A 20,956-nucleotide genomic window follows, 5' to 3' on the forward strand; every position below is an offset into this window, starting at 1 on the left:
ACAGGGAGGACACGGTGGCCAACGCCCCGGGACGGGACCAGCGCGGACCCATGGAGCGGCTCGTGCGGATCGCCGCGATGCTCCAGGCGTATCCCGAGGGCGGGGTCCCCGCGGCCAAGCTGGACCGTGTGGCCGGCTTTCCCGAGACCTCGGGCCACGACCAGCTCAAACGGGAGATCCGGCACCTCGAGCGCCAGGGCTGGCGGATCGAGAACATCGCGCCGCCCGGGCAACCCGCCGTCTACCGGATGACCACGGTCGACAACCGGCTGCGGGTGCGGCTCTCCCTGGGCCAGCAGGCGGCCCTGCGCCGAGCGGTGCTGCTGGCCGACCAGGGCGATCTCGCGCACCGGCTCGGGCTGTCCGACGACACCGACCCGGCCCCGGCGCCCTCCGTGCCCGCGGCCATCCGCGCGAGCGCCCCTGAAGCGCTGAGCCTGGTCGTCGACGCGGTGCGCGACCAGCGCGTGCTGCGCTTCGGCTACAAGGGCACCCCGCGGGTCGTCCATCCCGAGTCGGTTCGCAGCCAGAGCGGGGTGTGGTACCTGCGTGGGGTCGAGGAGGCCGACCTCGACGTCGCCGACGGCCCGGTCGTCAAGACCTTCGTCGTCTCCCGGATGGTCGACGCCGAGGCCGACGACGCCCGCACCGCACGACGGCTGCCGCAGGTGCGCCACGCCGCGCTGCACCCGATCTCCTGGGAGATCGACCCGCCCGTCGAGGTGACCCTGCGCGCGCCCGCGGACTTCGCGCCCGACGTCCGCCGCTGGCTCGGTGAGCCGCTCGCGACCGAGACCTCGGGCGACGACGTTCTGTTGCGCTACCGGGTGACCCATCGCGCGGCCCTGCACGCCCGCCTCGTCGAGCTCGACGACCGGGTGCGGGTCGAGGGCCCGCCGGAGGTGCGGGCCGAGCTGGTCGCGTTCCTGGCGGCGGCACGAGGAGCGGAGGCCTCGTGACCACCACCCCGCGATATGTCCTGCGCACGGCCCGGCTGCCCGAGGTCTTCGCGCGGCTCGCGGCGAGCCCGGACGGGCTCGCGCTGGAGGACTTGGCGAGCGAGTTCGGCACCTCCGTGGCCGAGCTGCGCGAGGACCTGCTCGCGTTCTACACCGCCGACATCGGTGGAGAGTGGCTGCTCTCCCGGCCGGAGGTCCTGGAGTTCCTCGGACCGGACGGCGACACCGAGGACCCCGGCACTGCCGAGGTCGTCCGCCTGGTCGCGGAGAGCCCGATCGACCTGGGCGTCGAGTACGTCGACGCCGGTGAGCTGGCCCGCGTGTACGCCGCCGCGCAGGCCCTCCTCGAGATCGAGCCCGACAATGGCGAGCTCGCCGAGGCGCTCGACGTGCTCGCTCGCACGATGTTCGGCGACGCGGCCCCCGACGCCCCGGGAGCGGCCGCGGCGCCGGGGGCCGGCCGGAGCGAGCACCTGCCGGCGCTGCGCCGGGCCCATGGCGAGCGGCGGCTGGTGCGGATCGTGTACTCCCGGGCCTGGGAGCCGGGTGTCACCGAGCGCGAGATCGAGCCCTGGCGCCTGGTGCAGACCCGACGGGGCTGGGAGGTCGACGCCGGGCCGGTCGACGCCGCGGGCCGGATCCGCACCTACCTGCTGTCCAACATCCGGTCGGTGGAGGTGCTCGACAGGGAGTTCACGCTTCCCGGCGACGTCGACCACCTGCTGGCCGTCCAGCGCGCCACCACCCGGGTCCGCGTGCTGCTTCCGCAGGAGTCCCGCTGGGTCGCGGACTTCTACGCCGAGCAGGTGAGCTTCGTGCACGACGACGAGCAGGACGTGGTCGTCGACCTCGACCTGCTGCCGCCGGTGGAGGACCGCGTCGGTCGGCTGCTGTTGACCGCCGGGCCGACGGCGACCGTCCTCGACCCGCCGTCCCTCGACAGCGCCGGGGTGGTCCTCGCGGAGGAGCTGCTGCTCCACCACACGTCGTAGCGCCCGGCCCGTGCGCGGAGCTCAGCCGCGCTCGACGTGCTCCTTGAGCTGGCGCAGCACGTTCTCCCAGTTCTCCCGGGCGGCCGCCTCCTCCTCGCCCTCGGCGAGGGACTGCTCGACCACCACGTCGGTGTGGTCGCCGTTGTCCTGCAGCCGCCAGGCGACGCGGTGGTAGCTCTCGGGCCGGTCGGGCAGGCCGGTGAGCGGGCTGTAGTGGGTGACCACGAGCCGCTGCTCGGGCTCCACCTCGAGCACCTCGCCCTTGTCCTCGAACGAGCGGCCGTCGTACTCGCCGCGCCACGTGATCGGCGACCCGGGGTCCCAGGTCGTCTCCACGTCGGCGCCGAAGAAGTAGGCGCGGATCTGGTCGGGCTCGGTCAGCGCCTGCCACACCTGAGCGGGGGAGGCGGAGACCTGCACGTCTGCCGTTGCGCTCTGACTGGTCATGGCCCGGCGGTACCCCATGCTCGGACCGCTACCCGTGTGCCGATCTCGTGCGGTGGTACCGCCCCACCATGACGTGACCATCACATCTCAAGGGGGAAGACGTCATGGACATCGGAAACAGTCTCCAGAACGCAGCGGACAGGTTCTTCGGGTTCCTGCCCAATCTCGTGGGCTGCCTGGTGCTGCTTGCCATCGGCTTCTTGGTGGCGAAGGTGGTGCAGGTCGCGGTGCGCAAGGCACTCGAGATGACCGGGGTGGACCACCAGCTGCAACAGTCGAGGGCGCACACCTACGTCGAACGGGTACTCCCCGGCGCTCGGGTCTCCAGCGCCGTCTCCCGGGTCGTCTTCTGGTTCGTCTTCCTGTTCTTCACGGTGGCCGCCGTGAGCGCCCTGCAGATCCCGGCGCTGACCACCTTCATGAACCAGGTGCTCGCCTTCCTGCCGAACATCGTCGTGGCCATCGCCATCTTCGTCGTGGCCGCCCTGGTCTCCGGCGCAGTCGCCACGGGCATCTCGCGGATCATGGGCGACACCCCGACCGGCAAGATCGCGGCGACCGTGCTGCCCGCCGTCGTGATGGTGGTCGCGATGTTCATGATCCTGGAGCAGCTGCAGATCGCGCCGGAGATCGTCCGGATCGCCTTCGCCGCCACGATGGGCGCCCTCGCCCTCGGCCTGGCCCTCGCCTTCGGCCTCGGTGGCCGCTCGGTGGCCCAGCGGATGCTGGAGGACGCCTACGCCAAGGGCCGCGAGCAGTCCGCGCAGGTCAAGCGGGACGTGCAGACCGGCAAGGCGCGGGCGGAGGCCGAGCTGCGCGACCAGGCGGCGACGCCGGCGGCACCCACCGAGGCGTCGTACAGCACCGCCACCTCCACCCAGCAGTACTCGTCGCCGGTCACCGGTGACGCGCTCGGCTGGGACGGCGGCGAGGGCCGCCACCAGCGGTAGGCCACGTCCACCCAGGCGTCCGGGCGCGCACTCTCGACGGGGGGTGTGCGTCCGCGCGCCGGGCCGCAGGTGGGCGCGTTGGGGGGCGGGCCGTAGGATGGGCGCACAGCTCAGGACGCGGGCTGACCAGGGGCCACTCGGCCCCGGCCGATGGCAGGAGCCCCGTTGTCCGAGACTGTCCACGTCGCGCTCGATGGCGCGCTCGTCCCCGCGCTGCTCCTGAAGTGGGACGGGCAGCAGGCCAAGGCCCTCGTCACCTTCGAGCGGGACGGCCACGTCGAGACCCGATGGGTGGCGGCCGAGCTCCTGGACGGCTCCGCCTCGTCCTGACGGGCGCTCCGCCTCGTCCGGGACTACTGACCGGTCGCCGTCATCCGTTCATTGGTCGTGTCCACGACCTCCTGGGCGATCACGCGCAGCTTGACGTTGCTGGTGCTGCTGGCGCGCACGAGGAACTGGAACGCGCGGTCCTCGGTGATCTGGTAGCGCTCCATGATGATCCCGATGGCGGTGCCGATCGCCTGCCGCGACGCCACCGACTCGTTGAGCTGATGGGCGTACCTGGCGTGGCCCAAGGCGATGGCCGCGTGCGCCGCGAACAGCTCCGCGAGCTGGACGGCGTCCGGGTCGATCCCGGTGCTGCTCACCGAGTAGAAGTTGAGGCCGCCCAGCGTGCCCTCCTCGGTGTAGAGCCGCAGGCCCATCTGCGAGCACAGGCCCTTCGCGCGCGCCGGGGGCAGATAGCGCGGCCAGCGAGTCTCCGTCCGGGCGTCCTCGAGCAGCAGGACGGCCTCGTCGGCGATGGACTCGTAGCAGGGGCCCTCTCCCAGCTTGTACTGGAGGTCGTCGAGCTCCCACACCAGCTGCCCGGTCCCGGCCCGGGTCTCGATCTGGCCGTTCCCGTGGGCGACGGAGATGCCGACGTGGTCGAATCCGGGCACGGTGTGCTGCGCCGCTCGGACGATCGCGTCGAGCGTCTCGTCGAGCGTGCGGTGGTGGCTGATCGCCTTCGCGGCCTCGGTCAGCGCCTCGGCGATCCTGGGGGAATCCTCCGACATTGCTCCTCCTCGGTCCGTCCAGCGGTACCCGCACCGATCTGCCCGAACCGGTCATGCCCGCCCGCGATCGGCCGTACGCTCCTGTGCGGAACGAGGAGGGGCTTCGCGGATGCGGACGAGGGTGGACCTGCACAAGGCGACCGAGCGGGCGTGGACCGTGCTGCGGCACGACCTCCACCGCCGGCTCGACGAGGCGACCCGGGGAGAGGCTGTGTGGCCCTTCCTGATCGAGGTCGAGGCCCCGGAGCGGGACGAGGCGCCCTGCGCGCCGTACGTCCAGGTCATGGCGGACGCGGAGGGACTGCGCGCCGAGGTCTCGAGCGACCACTACCTGCACCCGCGGTACTGGCTCGACCCGGCTCAGGCGGACGTGCTGGCCCGGGCCGGGTGGGAGGCGCCGGATGCGAGCTGCCCGAACCACTGGCGCCAGGTCACCGCCGGACGGACGGCGGAGACCGCCGACGCCATCGTGACCGCGCTGCGGGAGGTGTTCGGCGTCGTGCACCCGGCCTTCCTCGTCGACGCCCTGGACGTCGTTGCCGACGACGAGCCGGCGGTGTCCTGACCGGAGAACGGCGAGAGGCCCACCCCCGGGGGAGTGGGCCTCTGCGTCCGGTACGCCATCAGGGACTCGAACCCCGAACCCGCTGTTTAAGGGCACTGCCTGGCGGAGCGGTCAACGCTCCGTTGACGGTGAATCGGCGCCCGCGTCACCTGTGGGCGGTGGCGTCATGAACCCTGGAACCTGCGTTCAGATGGACCTGTTCGGCGCCCGGCTCTGTGGTCAGTTCGTCAAGACGTGGACGGAGAACTCCTTCGGCGAATCTGTCGAGTGGATGCGCGTTCGCCTCCCCCAACCGACCGTCATCGGCGGAGTCGGGTCCGCGCAGCGGTACGTCGACGTCGCTGAGCGGTTGGTGCTGCCGATCGAGTGCAAGTGCGCTTGCCACCTAACGCCCGGCTTGAAGGCCGACCACACGTGCAAGGCGGTGGCGTCATGAGGGCGGTGCGGATGGCTCTGGCGGCGTTGCTGATCGTCGCGGCGTCCGTGGTGTCCGGGGTGCTCGATGCGCCCGCTGACGCGCGGCCTGTCGTCGAGTGGACGACCTGCCCGTCCGAGCGTGGCGAGCACGCTCACTGTGTGTGGGACGGGCGGCACATGGGCGACCGGCGCGGACCGTCGTTCGTCACCTACACGACCTGGGAGGGCGGTCAGTTCGTGATCCGCCGTGACCGGATCCCGCACCGGGTGGCGCACAAGCTCGTTCGCCGGATCCTGTGCGCGGAGCACGACTGGCGGTGTGCGCGATGACGTGGCGCGAGGTGCTGGTGTGGGAGTGGATCTGCGACGGAGACGGGTGCACGGAGGAGACCGCTGCCGACGACGACCGCCAGCCCGAGGGCTGGATCCACACGATCGACGGCCGCGACCTGTGCGGTGAGTGCCGGGAGCGGGCGGCGTGAGCAAGCAGCGGGGGAAGCGTCGCAAGGTCGAGGTCGAGAACGACGAGTTCATGCAGTTCGCGCGACGCATCGTGCGCGCGGCCGGCAAGAGGGTCGGCGACGGCGAGCCGGTCGACCTGGCCGCCCTGGTCGCAGTGCGGGTCGAGTTGGAGGAGGTCGAGGTCCGGGCGGTGCAGGCGATGCGCGAGCGCTACGGCTGGTCGTGGTTCGAGATCGGCCGGGAACTCGGGATCACCCGGCAGGCCGCGCAGCAGCGGTACGGCCGGAAGATCGCTCGGTCGGCGTCGTGAGGGACCTTCGGCCCGGCTCCGTAGTCCGTCTCGGGACGGTGGTACGTCCGTCTCGTGAGGGAACGAATGTCTTGGGATGAACTGATCGAACGATGGACCGCGTGGATGGTCGCGGGTGGCATGTCGAGGGAGACGATCGGGTTGCGGGTCTACCACGTGTCCCGGCTCGCCGACGTGTTCGCCAGACCCGTCGACGTGACCACCGACGACCTGATCGACTGGCTCGGCGGCCACGACTGGAAGCCGAACACGAAGCGGTCCTACCGGGCGTCGTGGCGGGCGTTCTGGCGGTGGGCGGTGAGCACGGGGCGACTCGACCACTCGCCAGCCGCCGACCTGCCAGCCATCCGGATCCCGCGTGCGAAGCCCCGGCCCACGCCTGACGAGGTATTCGACTTCGGCCTCCGGGTGGCAGACGCTCGGGCGTGGCGGGCGATCATGCTCGGCGGCACGTGCGGGCTGCGGCGCGGCGAGATCGCGCGGTCACACACTGACTGGATGGAACGGGACCTGGTCGGCTGGTCGCTGCGAGTGATCGGGAAGGGCGGACACGAACGGCTGGTGCCGCTGCCCGCCGACCTGGCGCACCACATCCTCCGGCTGCCAGCGGGCTACCTGTTCCCGTCGCCGAACGGCGGGCACCTGACCCCGGCGCACCTGGGCCGGATCGTGAAGCGCTACCTGGAGAGCCACACGACCCACACGCTGCGCCACAGGGCCGGGACGAAGGCGTACGCAGTCGGCAAGGACATCCGGGCCGTGCAGGAGTTCCTGGGCCACGCGAAGCCGGAGACGACGGCCATCTACACCGAGGTGCCCGCGTCGGCCATCAGGGCGGCGATGGAAGGCGCTCGGCCGGGGACGGCGGCCTGAGCAAGCAGAACGGCCCGGAGCCTCCTGGGGGGAGGGTCCGGGCCGTCTGGTTGTTGTCAGTGGCTGTCGTGCTGCCTGTCACGCACCTCGCGATCGCGCTCGACCTGCGGCCGGACCTTGGGGTCGACCATGTGGTCGGGGAGGACGTCAGCGACGCCTGCGCGGATCTTGGAGTCCATCTTGCCGTTGGCGAGCTCGTCGACGGTGGCGCGGACCTGCTCGGTCCGGCCGACGTTGAGGATGGTCGCGAGGAGGTTGCCGCCGCCGGTGAGCAGCAGGCCGATCAGGAGGCCGAGGTCGGCGTCCTCGGGCGCCAGGGCGACGAGGAGGACCACGGCGAGCATGGTGATCCCGCCGAGGGTGGCGGTGGCGATGATCGCCACGTTGGAGGTCTTCACGGGGGTTCCTTTCAGGAGAGGATGACGGCGCGCTGGCCGGGGTTCGCGGCGAGGATCTGCCTGCCGCGCTTGGTCTTGATGAGGCGGCGGGCGACGCGCTCGCACGCCGGGAGTGGCTTGTTGATCTCGCCGTGCATCTCGTCGGGCCGGTTGCGGTAGTCGATGCCGAGGCGGATGCAGCCGCGGTACAGGGCGAGCCGCGCGCGCATGCGGAGGTACTGCCAGCGGGCGTAGGTGCCGCGCTTCCCGAGAGGGTGCCGGAGGCTGTTGACGTCGAAGGCGGTGGCCGAGGCGTGGTTGCTGTAGCCGGTGACCTGTCCACGGACGGGCCGCACGGCGTGGCCCCAGTCGTCGAGCTGCGGCCCGAGCACCTTCTCGATGGTGTCGGCGAACCAGAGGAGGAAGTGCGCCAGGAGGAACCCAGCCGAGCCGTTGCGCAACCGGATCGTGAACGCGCCGGACTTGGCCGGAATCGTCCACGTGTGCAGGAGGTCGGACCCGTAGAGGAGGACGGGCCAGCCGTTCTGAGAGGTCAGGCGCTTCACTGCTGCACCGCGATCCACTGGACGGCGGCGGTGATCGCGCCGGGCGTGGCGTTGATGTGGGTCAGCAGCACCCGGCACTGGGTGGCGGTGATCTGGTCGACCCATGCGACGTAGCCGAAGGTGGTCGAGGAGACGACTACCCGGGGGGCTGCGGTGAACCGGCCGACCGGGAAAGCGACGATCACGCTGCCGGAGCCGGAGGAGTCCCCGGCCGGGACGCTGACGTTCACGGACCCGGAGGCATGGGCTCCGACCTTGGTGTTGACGTCGTTGGCGAGGTTGCGCACGGCAAGCGCACCGTCGTTGACGGGGTCGGTGTCGTCGGGGTAGCGGAACCCTCGGGAGGTGGTGCCGGACATGGCGTGCCTTTCAGGAGTAGACGGTTGAGCGAGCGAGGCGGTACTCGAGCCAGTCGGAGTCGTCGAGCTGCGCCCATGTGACGGTGGGGAAGTCCGCGTCCAGTTCGGCCCACGTGAGGGGGATCCCGACGTCGAGGACGGGTCGAGGGATGCGGGGGAAGAGGTCGAGGTCGATGACGAACTCGCCTTCGCCGAACGTCCACGTGACCGCCTTGGGCACGCCGACGTACCAGCGGCGCCCGTTGGGACGCTGGGTAGCAGGGATGCCGTCGACGACGATGGGCGAGGAGTAGCCGCCCCATGTCGCGGCGCCAGGGAACAGGCTCCGGCCGATGGGCCACGACGGGTCCTGGGAGGCGTACCACCGGAACCCGGACGCGGCCCACAGGGTGGAGGGCTCGGCGTCGTCCCCGAGGTACATCTCGGCCACCCACCGCGCGTAGTCGCTGCCGATGATCCCGTACTTGGGGGACACCTGGGCGGACGTGACGCCCTCGCCGGGCTGCTGGTTGGTCTCGGTGACCATCTTCCAGTCGAGGCCGGGGTTGCCAGGGTAGGGGTTGAGGGTGGCGAGGACCGTGACGACGTTGGGGTCATCGAACTTGTTGCGGGTCCACTGAGCGCCGTGGTCGACGTAGTCGGCGCTGATGACGACGCTGGCGTCGCCGATCGGGATCGTCACGCCCCCGATCACGACGGAGTCCGGGGGCGGGGCGAGGATGATCCCGTAGCCGCTGCCGGTGTTGCCGAACTGGCCGGGCCCCGAGGGGCCAATGCCGGGCTGGAGGCCGTAGCGGCGTGAGACCCACTCGATGCGGTAAGGGACGGCAGGGTTGATACCGCCGTCGTCGGTGGTGTTCGCCTGGACGATGCCGTGCCGCCAGCCCTCGGCGGGGTACCTGGTGAACGCGGTCTTGGTGCCTTGCTGGCCCTGGGGGACGTAGCCGCCGTCCGCGTACTGGGTCAGCAGCTCGACCGTGGAGGCGAGGAGGTTGGTGCCCTGGATCATCGCGTTGTTGTCGACGACGGGGAACCCGCCGCCGTCGCGGAAGGGCGGGTAGAACTCGCCGACGTAGGTGGCGGTGTGACCGAAGTCCGGGGCCGGTAGCCCTGCGGCGGCGAATTCTCGGATGATCTCGTGCAGTGGCGTGCTCGGCGCTACCACCGGATGCGGGACGGGCGGCGTTCCCCACTGGTAGGCGAACGAGTACTGGCCGAGGTCGGCGACCCGGTCGACCGCGATGACGTCGAGGCGCCAACCGTCGACGTCGTCGCCGGTCACGGGGTGACCGAACGGCAGGGGCGAGCCCGTCACGTCGCTGATACGGCCGGGGAAGGTGATGGCGTCGAATTCCTCGCCTTCCATCGTGAACCCTGCCCACACGCGGATCAGGACGGGGACGTCGCGATCGATGCCGTTGAGGTCGGCGGCGTCCTCGGCGAGGATGCTGAACTTGACCGCGACGGGGTCGGGCTGGACGGGCCAGAGCGGGGAGTCGGGGAACGCCCACTCGAAGGACATGCCGTCGAGGAGGACCGGGAACGCGGTGACGGGGTCGCCGCGGTTCACCGTCCACGACCAGGTCTGACCCCTCGACGTGGGGCCGATGGTGACGGTGACGCGGTAGGGGGCGCTCACGTCCACGCCCCGATCCGGCGGGTGCGGCCGTCGAGGGCGGAGCGGACCGCGCGGGCGGTCGCGTCGGGGTCGGTGGCGCCGTAGATGTTGATCTCGATGTGCTCGGTCGGGCCGGGAGTGGCGGCCTGGACAGTTCGGCCGGCAACGGCGGGAGCGTCGCCGCCGATGGTCCGGCCGAGGATGCCGCCGAGCTTCTCGCCGATGTCTCCGATGACGCCGAGGTCGATCTTGCCGATCCAGCCGACGATGTCCTTGATGAGGTCGATCACGGCCTGGATGGGGGCGGTCACCGCGTTGAACACGTCGACGGCGGTCTCCTTGAAGGAGTCGAGCGCCTTCGGGATCTTCTGCTTGGCGAAGTCGACGATGTCGCCGAAGATCCCGACGACGGTACGGATCGGCGTCGTGATGACGTTGAAAGCGGTCACGGCGGTGGTCTTGAGAACGTCCCACGCGGCGGGGATCCGCTCCTTGACCCAGTCGACGACCTCACGGATCAGGCCGAGGAAGATCCGCTGCGGCGTCGTGATGATGTTGAACGCGGTCACGACGGCGTTCTTGAGGGTTTCCCACGCGGCCGGGGCGGTCTCACCGACCCAGGTGACGAGGTCGCCGACCTTGTCGACGATCCAGCCGATGGCCTCGCGCCCGACCTGGCCGACCGCGTTGACGATCTCGCGGAACGTCTCGGACTTCTGGTAGGCGAGGATGAGCCCGGCCACCAGGGCGGCGATCGCGGTCACGATGAGGCCGATGGGGTTGGCCCGCATGGCGAGGTTGAGCGCGTTGGTCGCGACGGTCTGCGCGGTCGTGGCGACTGTGGTGGCGATCGACGCGGCCCGCTGCGCAGCGTTGGCCGCGACTTCCTTGATCCGGGACAGGCTGAGCGTGTTCATCGCTACCGAGGCGATGTCCGCCGCACCGGCCACCAGCATCAGTGCCGGTGCGACGGACTCCAGTTCGTCGGAGAACCCGCCGAGGCCGATGAGGCCGAGGCCGCCCGCGACGTCGCCGAACGCTCCGGCGAGGACGCTCGCGTTGGAGGCGGTGCCGTCGACGGCGTCGCCGACGCCGTCGAGGGACTTGGCGGCGTCGCGGCTGGCGCGGTCGACGTCCTCGGCCATGCCGCGTGCGGCGGTGCCGACGTCGTCGAGGCCCGCCGCTGCCGCCGCGACATCGGCCGTGGCCCTGATGGCGATCTCAACGTCGTTCACGTCGTGCCCGTTCTCTCTGCTCGCGGATGGTCTGGAGGATCTGCTCGGCGGTGGCGACGTGTGCGTCGTCGGCTCGGTCGAGCCAGAACGAGGGGTCGCCGAAGGCGTAGGCGAGGGTCAGGCGGCGCCAGTGCTCGGACCCTGCTGGGTAGGGTCCGTCTCGGTGGCCTCGTCCTTGTGCTCCTCGGAGCCGACGAAGTCCTCGGTGCGCCACTTGCGGGAGTCGGCTTCGTAGAGGCCGAGGCGGACGCACGCGGCCCACAGGTCGAGGGCCTTGCGGTTGAGCATGTCGCCCATGTCGGTCAGCTCGACGTTGGTGGTGCCCTTGCCGCCGCGCACGTTGGTGTTGGCGCGCTGGCCCTGGATGCCCTGGCGGCGGCCCTCCAACTCGGCGCGGAGCCGGTCGACGCCGTAGACCTCGATGTCGTGCTCGACGACCTGGCCGTCCTTGAGGAAGGCCACGGTGTGCTTCTCGATCTTGATTGCCATGTTCAGTCTCCTTGGATCAGGTCGACCGCGTCGCGGACGTGGTCGACGTAGTGCTCGACAACGGCCTCCTGCCGCTGTTCGAGGGCTTCGGTGAGGAATGGGTCCTGTGCGTGGACGAACGGCGCGTAGCGGGCCGCCTGGCTGCCCGCTGTGAGGGTGAACCCGAGCGCGTCGTGTTCCTCGCGGACGGTCGAGGCGAGGAGGCCGGTCCGGACGGGTGGGTCGACGAACCCGAGGACGTCGGATGCGGCCTCCTCGTTGACCGGGGCGAGGTCGAGGAGCGCGGCGGCGGCCTGGCCGATGGTGGTGGCCAGCCGGTCCGCGCCCTCGGCGCTCGCCTTGAGGGTCACGGCGCGACGGCTCCGAACGTCGGGGCGCCGATGATGCGCCACGAGAAGTCCGCCGAGGGCGGGTCGCCCTCGCCCTCGTTCTCGACGTCGCCGCCGACCTTGAGCGGAACGGGCTTGAGGATCCCGGAGACCTCGCGGCCCTCGGCGGTGGCCGGCACGAACGTGAACGGCTGCTCGGTGCCGCGATGCTGCCACGACCAGTCCACGACCCCACCCGCCGCGAGGTCCTGGAGGAAGGTCCCGGTCAGCACGTGCGAGAACGTCTCGGACGAGGTCTCGGCGATCTTCTCGCCGGACAGGACGGGGATCGCGGGGCGGGTGGTCACGTTCTCGCTGGTCTCGACGGCGCAGGACCGGACCTGGCTGGACACGGAGAGCGCGGAGCCGAGGGCCCCGAGGGTGAGGGTGCCGGGACCGAGCTGGTACGTCTCGATCGTCATGGGTGTTGCTCCTTACGGGGTGAGGTCACCGCGAACAGCGGTGGGGACCTGGAGGGCGGGCAGCGGGGTGCCGTCCGGGAGGACGACGGTCCGGGCGATGGCGGTGCGCACGGGGATCCCGGCGGCGTTGACCTTGCGGGCGAGGTCGAGGAGGTCGGCCTGGGCGCGGACGGCGTCGGTGTCGTGGACGAGCAACTGGAGTCGCAGGTCCGCCTTGAACTTGGTCAGGGTGTCGACCTTGAACCCGACGACCTGGACCCACACGCCGGGGAGGTTCAGGGTGGCGGGGTCGAGGTCGGCGCGAATGTCGGCGTTCTGGAGCTGCTCGACGAGGGCGTTGACGGGCGCGAGGTCGAACATCAGCCGACCGCCGGGCGGGAGTACTCGCCGAGTTCGAGCATCTGCGCGACGTCGGGGTCGTTGCGGCGCACGTAGGCGATGCCGAACGCTCCGGACGCCTCGACACCGCCGGGGGTGTTGCGGCGGCGGAACAGTCGAGCACCGAGCAGGGTGGCGCCGAACTTGACCTGGGCGGGCCACTCCTCGGGGGCGGGGTCGGCGTTGGATCGCTGCGCGACCGGGAGCCCACGGACGAGGTCGTTGACGGCGGCGGCGACGTCGTCGAGGACCGTGTCGTCCTTGCTGTCGGTGATCTTGGCCCATGCCTTGATCTCCTCGCGGCTGGTGGGCTCTCCGGTCGGCAGCGGCATGTCAGACCTCCCGGACCTCGAAGTTCTTGACCTTGCGGTCGCGGGCGGCCGGGCGGCGGCCTTGCGGTTGTCGTGGGTGCCGCCGCCGACGAACCGCTTGAAGGTCTTGTCGTAGGCGGCGTACCGCTTGGCCTCGCTACTGGTCGTGGCGGGCGCCGGAGCCGGGTCGGGCGGCGGCGTCTGGTCGGTGGACTCGGTCATGCTGCTTGCCTTTCTGGTGTCAACGGGTGTTTGACGGTTGATCCGCGCCCGGCCCGTCATGGCCACCGGGCCGGGCGCGGGGTCTGTCAGGCGGCGTAGCCGAGGTCCATCGAGAGGATGCCGCTGGTGTGGTGCTCCTCGATGGCCCAGTAGCCGAAGAACGCGGAGTCGACGCCGCCGTTGGCGAGGTGCTGCGCGTCCACGCGGATCGGGGAGCCGGGCAGGGTGCGCACGGTGGCGGCCTGCTTGGCTCCGGCGATCGCGAGGTCGGCGGGCACGGTGTCGGAGGCGACGATCCGCTTGGGGTCGAGGCCGACGAGGTCCATGAACGCCGGGAGGTCGTCGTTGGTGATGTCGAACAGACGGTCGTAGTCGTTGTCGTTCAGGATCAGGAACGGCGACCGGCCGAGGCGGCGGCGCTGGACGTTACGCAGGAGCCGGGCCAGACGGGTCAGGAACCCGCCCGCGCCGGGGTCGACGCCGGAGGCGACGGCCTGGGCGATGATGTACGCCTCGACCTTGGCGTCGAGCTTCACGGCCCAGTCCTCGCGCGCGGCCTCGGCGTAGGACTTGAGGAACGCGGCACCGCCGGGGAAGTCGTAGAACTTCCGGTCGATGTCGTGACCGCACGCCATGCGCGCGGCCTCGTAGGTGCCGGGCTCCGTCGAGACCGGCCCGGAGGGGACGGCGGCCTTGTCGCCCGCGTAGTCGGCCATCTGCGGCTTCTGGACCCAGCGCCAACCGGAGCCCTCCCACGACGTGAGGGTGTCGGAGTTGAGCAGGGGCGTGAACTCCGGCTCGTACTGCAGGCCGCTCCAGAGCTCGCCCGACCAGGCCGGGGCCTCGGTCGAGGAGTTGGCGCTCCAGGTGACGTCGGTGAACGCCGCGGTGATCGCCTGGGCGCCGCCACCGCCGGGCTGCATGGCGGCGTGGATGGTGTTGCAGAACTCCTCCAGCGCGTTGCCCTGGCGGGTGCTGGTCCGGGTGGCCGGACGCGGGAGCCCGCTGGGGACGGGCGGGACGGACGCCGGGGCCGCTGCGGCGACCGCCTGCGTGGGCGTGGAGGCGGTCGCGGCAGCGGCGGCCGGCGCAGCCTCGGGGGCGGGCTGCTGGACCGAAACGGCGGTCTGGAGGATCGCGAGGATGCCGTTCAGCTCCTCGGCCTCCTCGGGGGTCAGCGAGTCCTTGGCGATCAGCTCCTCGAGCCGAGCGCGCTGCTCGTCAGTCAGCATGGATGTTCCTTCCTGAGTGGTGGAGGCTGCGGCGATCCGGTCGATGCGCGCGCTGTTGAAGGCCGGGTCAGCGACCTGACCGATCGCTTCCCAGCGACCGGAGACGATGAGGCCGTCGACGATCTCGGCGTCCTCGATGTCGAAGGAGAACGCGGCCCGCTGGCGGTTGCTCGCCTCGGCGAGGGCGGCGTCCCCGAGGGGGCCGTCGACGACGCGGACGGCGACGCGCAGCCGCTCGCCGTTGTTGTCGACCATCGCGACGTGGGCGCGGATGATGCCGCGATCGTGCTCCAGCGTGACGGGCAGCCCGATCGGCGGAGGCGGCATGGACGGGCCGACGCCGAGCGGACCGGCCGAGGTCTGCCCGACCTCGCCGTAGCGGTACACGGTGCCGACCAGCGTCCGGCGCTGGGCGTCGGCCGCGATGCCTGCGGTGATGGTGATCCGCATCAGTCCTCCAGGGCCGGGCCGGTGGGCAGCAGGGTGGGGCCGGTGAACGCGGCGGTGTCGAACGCGATGTGGGTCCCGTGGGGGGTCACGTCGTCCTGCGAGAGCCGCCACGCGATCGGGTCCATGTAGAGCGCGAGGTCGCGGTCAACGAGTTCGGCGTTGCGGTTCTCGGTGGTCTCGTAGTTCAGCGACGCCTTGGGGCTGGTCGCGTCGATGACAGAGGCAGAGACGCCGATCATGCGGGCGACGTCGACCGCTGCGGCGTTGCGGGACTCGATCATGAGTTGCCCGTCGTCACCGCCGCTGAGGGTCTTGGCCTCGATGTCCTTGTTGGTGAACCCGACCGCGCCGTTGACGCCGTCGCGGGCGGCGGCCCATCGGGCGATCAGGACGTCGATCTCGTCGTCGGTGAGGTCGCGCCCGCCGGTCTGGTGGAGGTCGATGCCTGGGATGGGGTTGCGGAGCCGCTTGCGGACGGCGGTGTACAGGGCGCGGATGTCGCCGATGGCTTCGTAGCCGTAGCCGAGGACGCCCTCGTGCATCCCGAAGAACACGATGACCTGGCGCGGGTCGACGGCCTCGCCGTTGATCTCGATGCGCATGTCGTCGTTGATGGACCAGTCGGCGATGTCGACGCGGTCGGCGGCGAGGGGCCAGCCGTCAGCGCCGTTGTCGCGCCACCAGCACGAGCGGCCGTAGAACATCAGGTCGTCGACGGTCCAGACCATGCGCAACTGCGGCGACATGCCGCCTCGGGTGGCCCAGATCCATGACGGCTGAGGGTCGAGGGGATCGGCCTTGCGCTTCGCGACGAGCGGGTTCCGGGCGATGGACGACACCATGACGTTGCGGCCGCGCGCGAGGGCGGGGATCCGCATCGCGGCGGCGCGCGTGTTGTTCGGGACGTCGGATCCGAAGATGTCCTCGAACACGATGCGCTGGAGGTCGGAGGACGCCCACGGGGAGACGAACGGCAGGGTGCTCGGGTCGAGGGACGCCTGGACCGCAAGCTCGTACTGACGAGACGGGATCAGGAAGTCGAGGAGGCCCACGTCCGGAATCGTCGAACACGCGTTCGACCGACACGCGGACGTGTCCGGGAGACATTTATCCGGCGTGTCAGAACCGGATCAGCGGTGCACCGGCGGGGGCGTGGCGGTGGCGGTGGAGCCCGGCGGCGAGGGCGATCGCGGCGGCCGTGGATCCCACCGAGTGGCGGCGGGAGAACGCGACGCCGTCGACGACGGACGAGCGGGTGACGAGTCCGCCGATCGCGGACGCGAGGACCGGGTCGCCGTCGTGCACGAGCTGCTGGTTGGTGACCGCGACGAGGAGTCCGGTGGTGGCGGCGGCGAAGTCGCGTTCGTTCAACTCGTCGACATCGACACCCTCGCCGCGTACCTGGGCGGTGACGTCGAGGACCGGGCCGTTACCGACCGCGACGACGCGTCCGGGGCGCCATGCGACGTCGAGGTCGGCGACGGCGTCGGCGAGCCAGGAGACGCCGGGGCCGGACTGGACGACCTTGGCGGCCGGGAGCCCGGTCGCCTCGTCCTCCCACACCGCGACGATCGCGGCGGCTGCGGCGTGCTCGTCGACGTCGTACACGAGCGTGACGTCGCGGCGATCGGCCGGCGGGGCGAGGGTCGCGGTGTCGTCGCCGGTCCGGGCCTGGACGGAGAGCGCCGCCCAGTCCTCGGCGGGGATCAGGGTTTCGGCGGTCGAGGTCTTCCGGTTGCCGTAGGCGCGGATGTACTCCGAGCGGGACATCTTGTCGGCCGCCGCGAGGATCGACTCGGCGGTCGTGACGAGCCCGGTGTCGTGACCGACCTCGCGGAACTCGAACCCGACCGCCGGGTGAAAGGCGGCAATGTCGTCGACGTCGAACGGATCCTGGTCCTCGCTCGCACCCCACAAGAACAGCGCGACGCGGTCGACGCCGAGCCGGGCACGCTCGATCCAGTCATGGAACCAGGTGGACTCCGCCGTTCCCATGGTCGACACAAGCCAGAGCTGCCGGTCGACGATCGTGCGCTGGGCAGGCTCGATCGCGCCGATGAGAAGTTCGCCGTTCGCTTGCGACTGGGCGAACGCCTCGTCGACGAGCACGGACGGCGGGGTGTAGCCGTGCAGGGACTCGACGGTCGGGGCGAACGCCTGGAAGACACCGCCAGTCGGGAACTCGACGTGTTCGGACCCGCCGCGCAGTGCGACCTTGATCTCCTCCGACTTCATCTTGCCCGCGAACGCCGGAGAGAGGCGCAGCGCCTTGACGAGGTCGGACCACCGGGCGCGCGCGTCCTTGCCCGTCTGCGCGGTGTAGAACACCGAGCGGCCGAGCATCGCGCGGTGCGTGCCGATCGCGCGGAGGAGCGCCGTCTTGCCCGACTGGCGCGGCACGGACACCACGATGACCTGGTGCTCGTAGGAGCCGTCCGGTCGACGCTCGCCCGCGACGTCTGCAACGCGACGCTGCCACGGGAGCAGCGGCGTGCCGAGGGCGCGCGCGACCGCCTCGACCTGCGCGCCCTCCGATCGGAGCGCGAGGTTACGAGGAGTCGCGTGGAGCGGTGGCGCTCCGTCGCATGTCGGCCACGAGCTCGTCCCAAGCATCGCCTCCCTCACCTCCGCTCGCCTCGGGGACCATCAGTTGGTACGTCGCGATGATCTGCGCGGCCGCCATCGCGACGGCCGACGCCTTGCCGGAGCGGCGACCGATGTCGACGACCTCGGCGAGTTCGATCATCTGCTGGCACAGCACGGCGTGACGCTCGTCGAGGTAGCCAGCGGCCTCGAGCGACGTGATCGTGCGGCGCGCGGCCTTGACCATCGCCGAGTCGTGCGGTCGCGACGGCTCCAGACCGGGGAGGGCGGCCTCGGCCTGGGCGAACTCAGAGGGCTCCGTCATGACCGCGCTCCATCCCACTCGAACCGGACCAGCCCGACGCCGTCCGCCGTTTTTCTGGACGCCTGGGGGGGAGACTGCTCGGACTCCTTCGGCAGTGGTTCGGCGCTCTCAAAAAACGCGCGGGCGTCGAGCGAGACGGGCGGGTCGTGACGACCGTCGCCCCGGTGCTGGTTGCACGGCAGGCACGCAGGGCGACCGTTGCTCACGTCGTACTGACGCGAGAGGTCGACCGAGCGCGGCACGATGTGGTCGCCGGTCGTCGCGACCTCGGTGCAGATGCCGGGGTAGCGCAGCACGCACACCGTGCCGTACCTCGCCAGCACCTCGGCCTTCCATCGCTGGGCGCGGTAGCCGCCCCACTTCGGCAGGCTCATGGCCGGGGCTCCGTGAACTCGTGGTCGTCGGGACCGGGGCGCTCGGTCAGACACTTGCCCTCGATCTTGCCGCACACGGTGCAGCGCGGCCCGCCCGTGATTTCGGGCGGCGCGGTGTCGAGGCCGCGCCAGTGCGGGCCTCGGAAGGTGATGGCCTTCGGGGTGTGGAGCTGCGAGTCACGGGCGCAGCGGACAGCAGCCTCGGCGAGGTCGGCCAAGGCGACGCGGTCGCGGTGGGCACTGAGCACCTGCTTGATGAGCCACTGCTCCCAGTCCGTGCGGATCGAGTAGACGAGCGCGGTCAGGTGCTCGATGTCGGTCGGGGTCGCGGTCTGCATTTGGTCACTTCCTCCAATCGGTGCTTGCTGTCTGCTAGCGGGTTGCGGCGGCATCGGAGCCCCCTAAGCCGGGGGCGCGGCATTGGAACCCCCCCAAGCGCCGAACCCCGGTTGTTCCGCTCCACCGTCCCGAGTCCACGACTAGTAGCCACCTCGCGTTTCGCGGGCGGCTCGGGCTAGAAACCGGGGCATTCGCTGATCAGGCATCAGCCTCGGCCGACCACGGAACGGTCCTGCGTGGTCTAAGGGTTCGATCACCGTCAGGTCTGGTTAGCGTCGGGACCTCGGAACAGACGACGTTGGTGCGTTGTGGTGCCGCTGTGTCAGCGGCCGGGTCGTGCCTCCTTGCGGGAGTAGGTCGTCGATGGGTGGTCGCTGCCTCGGGCAGGACCGCGACGGCCGACGAGGGCGATGCCTCGTGCGACCGCGTAGTCGATATGGGAGCCGCCTCGGACGATCTCGGCTCCGAGCCGCTTCGCCATGTGGCGGATGCTCTTCCTGCCGGTGTCGTCGTCGCGGTTGTTCCAGTCGCCGAGGAGCGCGAACGCCTGCGACCCGTGCTTGCGCACGAGGAGGCGGAGCCTGGCCTTGCATGCGGCCCACGCGACGCGGTTGAGCCCACGTCCCTCGGTGGGCATGTGGACGCTGGCCACCAGCGTGCGCTTGCCGTCGAGGTCGACGACCGCCCACGAGAACGCGCGACCGGCCCAGCGGATCCGGAGACGCGGGCCGATCCACGGAGTGCGGGCCAGGGCGACACCGGATGCGTACACGGTGACGTCGGCGTGGATCAGGAGGACGCTGGAGTTCATGCCCTTGCCAGCAGAGGCAGGCGCGGCGATCACGCGATAGCCGAGCTGGTCGGCGAGATCGCGGATGCAGTCGAGGTAGCCGCCTGCCTCCTGGAGCGCCACGACCTTCGGGCGCGGCCGCAGGTGGCGGCGCAGCGCGCGGCGCACGCGCTTCGGCCGGCGGTTCACCTTTAGGTTCGCCGCGAGCATCATGACGCTTCCTCTCCGAGGAGACGTCGGGTCTGACGCCACTCACGCCGGTAGACGTTGCGCGCATCGAGGCACGCCCGGCAGGGCTTGGAGCCCTCGCGCAGGTGTGCCCGGTGACCGGCAGGAGTGCCGTGGCGATCGTCGTGCGGCGTGAGCGGACGTCGGGGGCGAGGCACGATCAGGCACCGCCTCCGGTGATGAGGGCAGGCATCAGTTCGTCGCGGTCGGCGTCCGTGAGAGGGGGCGCGTCCATGTGCAGCACCACGCGGGAGACCACCAGGCCGCGCACCGCGCCGTCGCGGATCTGCCGGTTCGACAGGACGAGGTACCCGTCATCGGTGCGGTACTGCGCGAGGACGCCATATCGGCGATCGACGTGCACGCCCGGGATCGACCGAGCGACGGCGAGAGAGGGGACGATCAGCAACTTCTCTGCCATCACGACACCGCCCGGAGGATCGCCGGGGTGACCCGCCACGGGTTCGACGCGTTGGCGGTCTTGCTCACCCGCTGCCGGACACCGGACTGCGCAGCGATCTGCTGCGCCACGAGGACCGCGTCGTCCCACCAGTAGAACGACGGGCGGTTCACAGTCCGACCGTCCGCTCGAACGTCGCCTGGGCTACGGCGAGGTTGCTGTGGATCTCGGCGCGCTTGAGCACGTCGCGCAGGTGGGCGCGCTTGGCGCCGATCTGCTCCTGGACGTCCCACTTGCGGGGCTCGTCGTACAGGGCATCGAGCTCGACGCGGAGGGCTTCCGCCTCGTCGAGGAGTTCAACGGACTTCAAGTAGTGGTCGGCCATGCGTCGAAAAATGCCCTATGAGGACAGTCTGACGCGCCACGCCACGCCGGATGTACGTGACAATTGTTTTGTCTCCCGGCATGATGTGCCTCATGACAGCAATCTCTCTCCTCGACCGGCTGCCGCGTCGAGACGACGAAGACGGCGCACGGATCCCTGAGTGGACGCTCGGTGATCGTCTGCGCAAGTCGATGGATCTGGCCGGCATGGGCGTTGGCGAGATGGCCGAAGCGTTCGGCGTTTCTCGCGAGACGGTCAGCCGGTGGCTGGGTGACCGCACGCGGCCCAAGAAGAGCACCCTGTGGATGTGGGCGGCTGGATGCGGGGTCGACCTGCAGTGGCTAGAAACAGGTGAAGCCTCACCGGAGGCGGTGAGGCTTCAGTCTGTACGCCATCAGGGACTCGAACCCCGAACCCGCTGATTAAGAGTCAGCTGCTCTGCCAATTGAGCTAATGGCGCCTGCGTCGAACG

Annotated in this window: 33 protein-coding genes and 1 tRNA gene; 11 read left to right on the top strand and 23 right to left on the bottom strand. The window is 70.6% G+C overall.

Translation table 11 applies throughout. The annotated features are described in order from the left end of the window. Window positions 1-14 precede the first annotated feature (14 nt). Complete coding sequence (locus tag ACJ5H2_RS05830; RefSeq protein ID WP_408898625.1) at window positions 15-959, top strand: WYL domain-containing protein; 945 nt, start codon at window positions 15-17, stop codon at window positions 957-959. Further along, window positions 956-1,951 (top strand): helix-turn-helix transcriptional regulator, encoded by a 996-nt coding sequence (locus tag ACJ5H2_RS05835; protein WP_408898626.1) that lies wholly within the window; start codon window positions 956-958, stop codon window positions 1,949-1,951. The genes ACJ5H2_RS05830 and ACJ5H2_RS05835 overlap by 4 nt, the downstream gene beginning before the upstream one ends. A gap of 21 nt (window positions 1,952-1,972) precedes the next feature. Here the strand turns inward: ACJ5H2_RS05835 and ACJ5H2_RS05840 are convergent, their stop codons facing one another. After that, window positions 1,973-2,398 (bottom strand): SRPBCC domain-containing protein, encoded by a 426-nt coding sequence (locus tag ACJ5H2_RS05840; protein ID WP_408898627.1) that lies wholly within the window; start codon window positions 2,396-2,398, stop codon window positions 1,973-1,975. 104 nt (window positions 2,399-2,502) lie between these two features. Between ACJ5H2_RS05840 and ACJ5H2_RS05845 the strand changes: the two genes are divergently transcribed. Both ACJ5H2_RS05845 and ACJ5H2_RS05850 read left to right on the top strand, forming a co-directional pair. Continuing rightward, window positions 2,503-3,348, top strand: coding sequence for a mechanosensitive ion channel family protein (locus ACJ5H2_RS05845; RefSeq protein ID WP_408898628.1), 846 nt, complete (start codon window positions 2,503-2,505; stop codon window positions 3,346-3,348). Window positions 3,349-3,513: 165 nt separating this feature from the next. After that, window positions 3,514-3,678, top strand: coding sequence for a hypothetical protein (locus tag ACJ5H2_RS05850; RefSeq protein WP_408898629.1), 165 nt, complete (start codon window positions 3,514-3,516; stop codon window positions 3,676-3,678). Window positions 3,679-3,701: 23 nt separating this feature from the next. Here ACJ5H2_RS05850 and ACJ5H2_RS05855 read toward each other — a convergent pair whose 3' ends face one another. Beyond that, on the bottom strand, window positions 3,702-4,406 hold the full coding sequence (locus tag ACJ5H2_RS05855) for an ANTAR domain-containing protein (RefSeq protein ID WP_408898630.1): 705 nt from the start codon (window positions 4,404-4,406) through the stop codon (window positions 3,702-3,704). 109 nt (window positions 4,407-4,515) lie between these two features. Here ACJ5H2_RS05855 and ACJ5H2_RS05860 point away from each other — a divergent pair, with 109 nt between their 5' ends. The 6 genes from ACJ5H2_RS05860 (at window position 4,516) to ACJ5H2_RS05885 (ending at window position 7,033) form a co-directional block, all read left to right on the top strand. Next, the gene (locus ACJ5H2_RS05860) at window positions 4,516-4,971 is read left to right on the top strand and encodes a TY-Chap domain-containing protein (RefSeq protein WP_408898631.1); all 456 of its coding nucleotides are present in this window, start codon (window positions 4,516-4,518) and stop codon (window positions 4,969-4,971) included. 190 nt (window positions 4,972-5,161) lie between these two features. Continuing rightward, window positions 5,162-5,407 carry a hypothetical protein gene (locus ACJ5H2_RS05865; protein ID WP_408898632.1) on the top strand — a complete coding sequence of 82 codons (246 nt, stop codon included), beginning with the start codon at window positions 5,162-5,164 and terminating at the stop codon, window positions 5,405-5,407. After that, window positions 5,404-5,718 (top strand): hypothetical protein, encoded by a 315-nt coding sequence (locus ACJ5H2_RS05870; protein WP_408898633.1) that lies wholly within the window; start codon window positions 5,404-5,406, stop codon window positions 5,716-5,718. Before ACJ5H2_RS05865 ends, ACJ5H2_RS05870 begins: the two co-directional genes overlap by 4 nt. Beyond that, a complete protein-coding gene (locus tag ACJ5H2_RS05875; RefSeq protein ID WP_408898634.1) occupies window positions 5,715-5,870 on the top strand; it encodes a hypothetical protein in 156 nt (51 codons plus the stop codon). The genes ACJ5H2_RS05870 and ACJ5H2_RS05875 overlap by 4 nt, the downstream gene beginning before the upstream one ends. Continuing rightward, complete coding sequence (locus ACJ5H2_RS05880) at window positions 5,867-6,160, top strand: RNA polymerase subunit sigma-70 (protein ID WP_408898635.1); 294 nt, start codon at window positions 5,867-5,869, stop codon at window positions 6,158-6,160. The genes ACJ5H2_RS05875 and ACJ5H2_RS05880 overlap by 4 nt, the downstream gene beginning before the upstream one ends. A gap of 120 nt (window positions 6,161-6,280) precedes the next feature. Next, window positions 6,281-7,033, top strand: coding sequence for a tyrosine-type recombinase/integrase (locus ACJ5H2_RS05885; RefSeq protein WP_408898636.1), 753 nt, complete (start codon window positions 6,281-6,283; stop codon window positions 7,031-7,033). Window positions 7,034-7,089: 56 nt separating this feature from the next. Here the strand turns inward: ACJ5H2_RS05885 and ACJ5H2_RS05890 are convergent, their stop codons facing one another. From ACJ5H2_RS05890 to ACJ5H2_RS05985, 20 genes are all read right to left on the bottom strand, one after another. Next, window positions 7,090-7,431 (bottom strand): hypothetical protein, encoded by a 342-nt coding sequence (locus ACJ5H2_RS05890; protein WP_408898637.1) that lies wholly within the window; start codon window positions 7,429-7,431, stop codon window positions 7,090-7,092. Window positions 7,432-7,442: 11 nt separating this feature from the next. Further along, window positions 7,443-7,976, bottom strand: a complete 534-nt coding sequence (locus tag ACJ5H2_RS05895) for a M15 family metallopeptidase (RefSeq protein WP_408898638.1) — start codon at window positions 7,974-7,976, stop codon at window positions 7,443-7,445. Next, entirely contained in the window at window positions 7,973-8,335 is a 363-nt protein-coding gene (locus ACJ5H2_RS05900; protein WP_408898639.1) for a hypothetical protein, read from the bottom strand. The genes ACJ5H2_RS05895 and ACJ5H2_RS05900 overlap by 4 nt, the downstream gene beginning before the upstream one ends. Window positions 8,336-8,345: 10 nt before the next feature. Continuing rightward, the gene (locus ACJ5H2_RS05905) at window positions 8,346-9,974 is read right to left on the bottom strand and encodes a hypothetical protein (RefSeq protein ID WP_408898640.1); all 1,629 of its coding nucleotides are present in this window, start codon (window positions 9,972-9,974) and stop codon (window positions 8,346-8,348) included. Continuing rightward, on the bottom strand, window positions 9,971-11,188 hold the full coding sequence (locus ACJ5H2_RS05910) for a hypothetical protein (RefSeq protein WP_408898641.1): 1,218 nt from the start codon (window positions 11,186-11,188) through the stop codon (window positions 9,971-9,973). The genes ACJ5H2_RS05905 and ACJ5H2_RS05910 overlap by 4 nt, the downstream gene beginning before the upstream one ends. 117 nt (window positions 11,189-11,305) lie before the next feature. Further along, window positions 11,306-11,677, bottom strand: coding sequence for a hypothetical protein (locus ACJ5H2_RS05915; RefSeq protein WP_408898642.1), 372 nt, complete (start codon window positions 11,675-11,677; stop codon window positions 11,306-11,308). A 2-nt stretch (window positions 11,678-11,679) separates the two neighbouring features. Next, window positions 11,680-12,027, bottom strand: coding sequence for a hypothetical protein (locus ACJ5H2_RS05920; RefSeq protein WP_408898643.1), 348 nt, complete (start codon window positions 12,025-12,027; stop codon window positions 11,680-11,682). Continuing rightward, on the bottom strand, window positions 12,024-12,467 hold the full coding sequence (locus ACJ5H2_RS05925) for a hypothetical protein (RefSeq protein WP_408898644.1): 444 nt from the start codon (window positions 12,465-12,467) through the stop codon (window positions 12,024-12,026). The genes ACJ5H2_RS05920 and ACJ5H2_RS05925 overlap by 4 nt, the downstream gene beginning before the upstream one ends. Before the next feature lie 12 nt (window positions 12,468-12,479). Then, window positions 12,480-12,827, bottom strand: a complete 348-nt coding sequence (locus ACJ5H2_RS05930) for a hypothetical protein (RefSeq protein WP_408898645.1) — start codon at window positions 12,825-12,827, stop codon at window positions 12,480-12,482. Continuing rightward, window positions 12,827-13,378: a hypothetical protein gene (locus tag ACJ5H2_RS05935; RefSeq protein ID WP_408898646.1), complete on the bottom strand. Its 552-nt coding sequence runs from the start codon at window positions 13,376-13,378 to the stop codon at window positions 12,827-12,829. The genes ACJ5H2_RS05930 and ACJ5H2_RS05935 overlap by 1 nt, the downstream gene beginning before the upstream one ends. Window positions 13,379-13,464: 86 nt before the next feature. Then, on the bottom strand, window positions 13,465-15,060 hold the full coding sequence (locus tag ACJ5H2_RS05940; RefSeq protein ID WP_408898647.1) for a hypothetical protein: 1,596 nt from the start codon (window positions 15,058-15,060) through the stop codon (window positions 13,465-13,467). After that, complete coding sequence (locus ACJ5H2_RS05945) at window positions 15,060-16,112, bottom strand: phage portal protein (protein ID WP_408898648.1); 1,053 nt, start codon at window positions 16,110-16,112, stop codon at window positions 15,060-15,062. The genes ACJ5H2_RS05940 and ACJ5H2_RS05945 overlap by 1 nt, the downstream gene beginning before the upstream one ends. A 67-nt stretch (window positions 16,113-16,179) precedes the next feature. Further along, window positions 16,180-17,673 (bottom strand): hypothetical protein, encoded by a 1,494-nt coding sequence (locus ACJ5H2_RS05950; protein WP_408898649.1) that lies wholly within the window; start codon window positions 17,671-17,673, stop codon window positions 16,180-16,182. Continuing rightward, window positions 17,609-17,968, bottom strand: a complete 360-nt coding sequence (locus ACJ5H2_RS05955; protein WP_408898650.1) for a hypothetical protein — start codon at window positions 17,966-17,968, stop codon at window positions 17,609-17,611. Before ACJ5H2_RS05955 ends, ACJ5H2_RS05950 begins: the two co-directional genes overlap by 65 nt. Continuing rightward, window positions 17,965-18,342 carry an HNH endonuclease gene (locus tag ACJ5H2_RS05960; protein WP_408898651.1) on the bottom strand — a complete coding sequence of 126 codons (378 nt, stop codon included), beginning with the start codon at window positions 18,340-18,342 and terminating at the stop codon, window positions 17,965-17,967. Before ACJ5H2_RS05960 ends, ACJ5H2_RS05955 begins: the two co-directional genes overlap by 4 nt. After that, complete coding sequence (locus ACJ5H2_RS05965; RefSeq protein ID WP_408898652.1) at window positions 18,339-18,680, bottom strand: hypothetical protein; 342 nt, start codon at window positions 18,678-18,680, stop codon at window positions 18,339-18,341. Before ACJ5H2_RS05965 ends, ACJ5H2_RS05960 begins: the two co-directional genes overlap by 4 nt. A 323-nt stretch (window positions 18,681-19,003) precedes the next feature. Continuing rightward, a complete protein-coding gene (locus tag ACJ5H2_RS05970) occupies window positions 19,004-19,684 on the bottom strand; it encodes a hypothetical protein (RefSeq protein WP_408898653.1) in 681 nt (226 codons plus the stop codon). A gap of 175 nt (window positions 19,685-19,859) precedes the next feature. Continuing rightward, window positions 19,860-20,120: a hypothetical protein gene (locus tag ACJ5H2_RS05975; protein ID WP_408898654.1), complete on the bottom strand. Its 261-nt coding sequence runs from the start codon at window positions 20,118-20,120 to the stop codon at window positions 19,860-19,862. After that, a complete protein-coding gene (locus ACJ5H2_RS05980) occupies window positions 20,120-20,272 on the bottom strand; it encodes a hypothetical protein (RefSeq protein ID WP_408898655.1) in 153 nt (50 codons plus the stop codon). The genes ACJ5H2_RS05975 and ACJ5H2_RS05980 overlap by 1 nt, the downstream gene beginning before the upstream one ends. Next, on the bottom strand, window positions 20,269-20,484 hold the full coding sequence (locus ACJ5H2_RS05985) for a hypothetical protein (RefSeq protein ID WP_408898656.1): 216 nt from the start codon (window positions 20,482-20,484) through the stop codon (window positions 20,269-20,271). Before ACJ5H2_RS05985 ends, ACJ5H2_RS05980 begins: the two co-directional genes overlap by 4 nt. 92 nt (window positions 20,485-20,576) lie before the next feature. Here ACJ5H2_RS05985 and ACJ5H2_RS05990 point away from each other — a divergent pair, with 92 nt between their 5' ends. Continuing rightward, window positions 20,577-20,906, top strand: a complete 330-nt coding sequence (locus ACJ5H2_RS05990; protein WP_408898657.1) for a helix-turn-helix domain-containing protein — start codon at window positions 20,577-20,579, stop codon at window positions 20,904-20,906. Here ACJ5H2_RS05990 and ACJ5H2_RS05995 read toward each other — a convergent pair. Next, a tRNA-Lys gene (locus ACJ5H2_RS05995) sits at window positions 20,872-20,944 on the bottom strand. The two genes, ACJ5H2_RS05990 and ACJ5H2_RS05995, sit on opposite strands and share 35 nt — an antisense overlap. Window positions 20,945-20,956 lie beyond the last annotated feature (12 nt).

It is taken from the genome of Nocardioides pymetrozini (genome assembly GCF_046058985.1).
Classification (GTDB): Bacteria; Actinomycetota; Actinomycetes; order Propionibacteriales; family Nocardioidaceae; genus Nocardioides.